General features: G+C 55.0%; 2 protein-coding genes. One reads left to right on the plus strand and one right to left on the minus strand.

The window, feature by feature from the left end; all coding sequences use genetic code 11:
• Window positions 1-106: 106 nt before the first annotated feature.
• Entirely contained in the window at window positions 107-322 is a 216-nt protein-coding gene (locus JNK54_10675) for a hypothetical protein (protein MBL8024722.1), read from the minus strand.
• A 287-nt stretch (window positions 323-609) separates the two neighbouring features.
• On the opposite strand from JNK54_10675, the gene JNK54_10680 reads away from it, so the two are divergent.
• The coding region (locus JNK54_10680) for a recombinase family protein (protein MBL8024723.1) at window positions 610-1,830 on the plus strand (1,221 nt) is incomplete at its 3' end.

Below are 1,830 nucleotides of genomic sequence, written 5' to 3' on the forward strand. Positions count from 1 at the left end.
AACCCCGCGCGCGCAACCCCAAGGTGGTTCCCCTCCCCAAACCCCTCCCCGGCGGGGCGGGGTGGCCAAACCCAAATCACGGTCGAAAGCCAGGGGGGTAAGTCGCCTAAACGGTGCCGCTCTTGCTTTTCAAATCGACGTCTTTCACCAACGTCTCGATCGTCTTCGCCAGGAGTTTCTGAACAGAGGTTTCCTTGAGCCAGGCCATGTACTTGAGCTTTTTGTGGGTTTCGGGTGAGAGGTGCAGGATCACGCTTTTTTGCAGGCCTTTCCTCAGGTAATAAAGGTTCCCGCCTTTGTCGTATGGCTTCATTTTCGGCATGCCTATAGCTTACAAGAATGCGGGCCCTTGACAAATATAAGGTATAGGAGATATAGTATTATTGTCCAGGTCTCGCGGGGCCGTTTTACCCCCTCGGAGGGAAGGCCCAGCGGCCGACCTGGACACCCGAGGGGGTTTTCTTTCGCCCCACAGGAGGCCGCCGTGGAGTTGATAACAGAAATCGCCAAGACGGATCCCCAGTTAGCCGAATACCTTCTGCATTTACTCAACGAGTTCGAGATGGCGCGAACCGAGCGTCGCCTATTCCCACACGTGGAGGTCCTGCCATGCAAACAATGCTTACTGAGAAATCCCCCCCAGCCTTGACCCGTTGCGCGATTTACACCCGTGTTTCGACGGACCAACAAGCGGAGGTCAGGTTCAATTCCTGCGAGGCTCAGGAGGATCGCATTAAATCGTTTATCGCCAGCCAAGAGGGCTTCCGCGTCGCAAAGGTCTATTCCGATCCGGGCTTTACAGGCGCCAATGTGAACCGCCCAGCTCTTCAGAGGTTGGCCGCCGACATCAAGGCCGGGCTCATCGATATGGTGATTACGTATAAGATCGACCGGCTGACACGCTCCCCGCGCGACTTTTACCAACTGATCGAACTTTTCGAGACCCACAACGCGGGGTTTATTTCCGTGACGGAACGCTTCGACACCTCCACCCCGTCTGGCCGTCTCCTTCGCAATATCATGCTGACCTTCGCTCAGTTTGAGCGGGAGCTGGCCTCCGAGCGCATCCGGGATAAATTTGCCCAGCGCGCCATGCGGGGTCTTTACAACGGCGGCCCTCCACCCTACGGCTACAAAAAAGTCGAGGGAAAACTGTTCGTTGATCCCAAGCGGGCCCGCGTCGTGCGCTTCATCTTTGAGAAATATGTTGAGCTCGGCACGGCGCACCAGGTGACGCTCGCCCTCCGGGAATTATGGCACGAGCGGTCCACGCTATCCGATCACTTTGTCTGGCGGGTTTTAAAAAGTCCCGCCGCCGCCGGAAAAACCATGTACAAAGGAAAAATTCTCCCCGGCATCCATGAGCCGATTATCTCCGAGGACTTGTTTAACCACACTCAGGCCCTATTGGCCGAGGAAAACCAAAAAATCCGAAAAACCAGCGTCCCCTACCACCATCTGCCTTATGCGGGGCTCATTGAGTGCGGAGAATGCCGGTCCCATATGAGCCCCACTCATACAACCAAGAACAGCACGTCAGGACAACAACGCTATTTTTACTATCGTTGCACGGCTACCAACCACAAAGGTTGGAACGCATGCACAACCCGCCAAATCAGCGCCCCCCGGTTGGAGCAGACCATCCATCAAAACCTTGCGAGACTATCCAGGGACCCTGTTTACCTCAAACAAATGCTGTTCTCGGTTAAAAACCAATTACATCAGCCCCCTGAAAACGGGTTCGAACCGCCCCAACAGTTGGAAAACCTGACCCCCGAAATTCTTCAAGAGACACTCCAAAAGCATGTGAAAAACTGCGCGCGCAAAACC

The sequence above is a fragment of the Elusimicrobiota bacterium genome (assembly GCA_016788905.1).
Lineage (GTDB): Bacteria > Elusimicrobiota > Elusimicrobia > FEN-1173 > FEN-1173 > JADKHR01.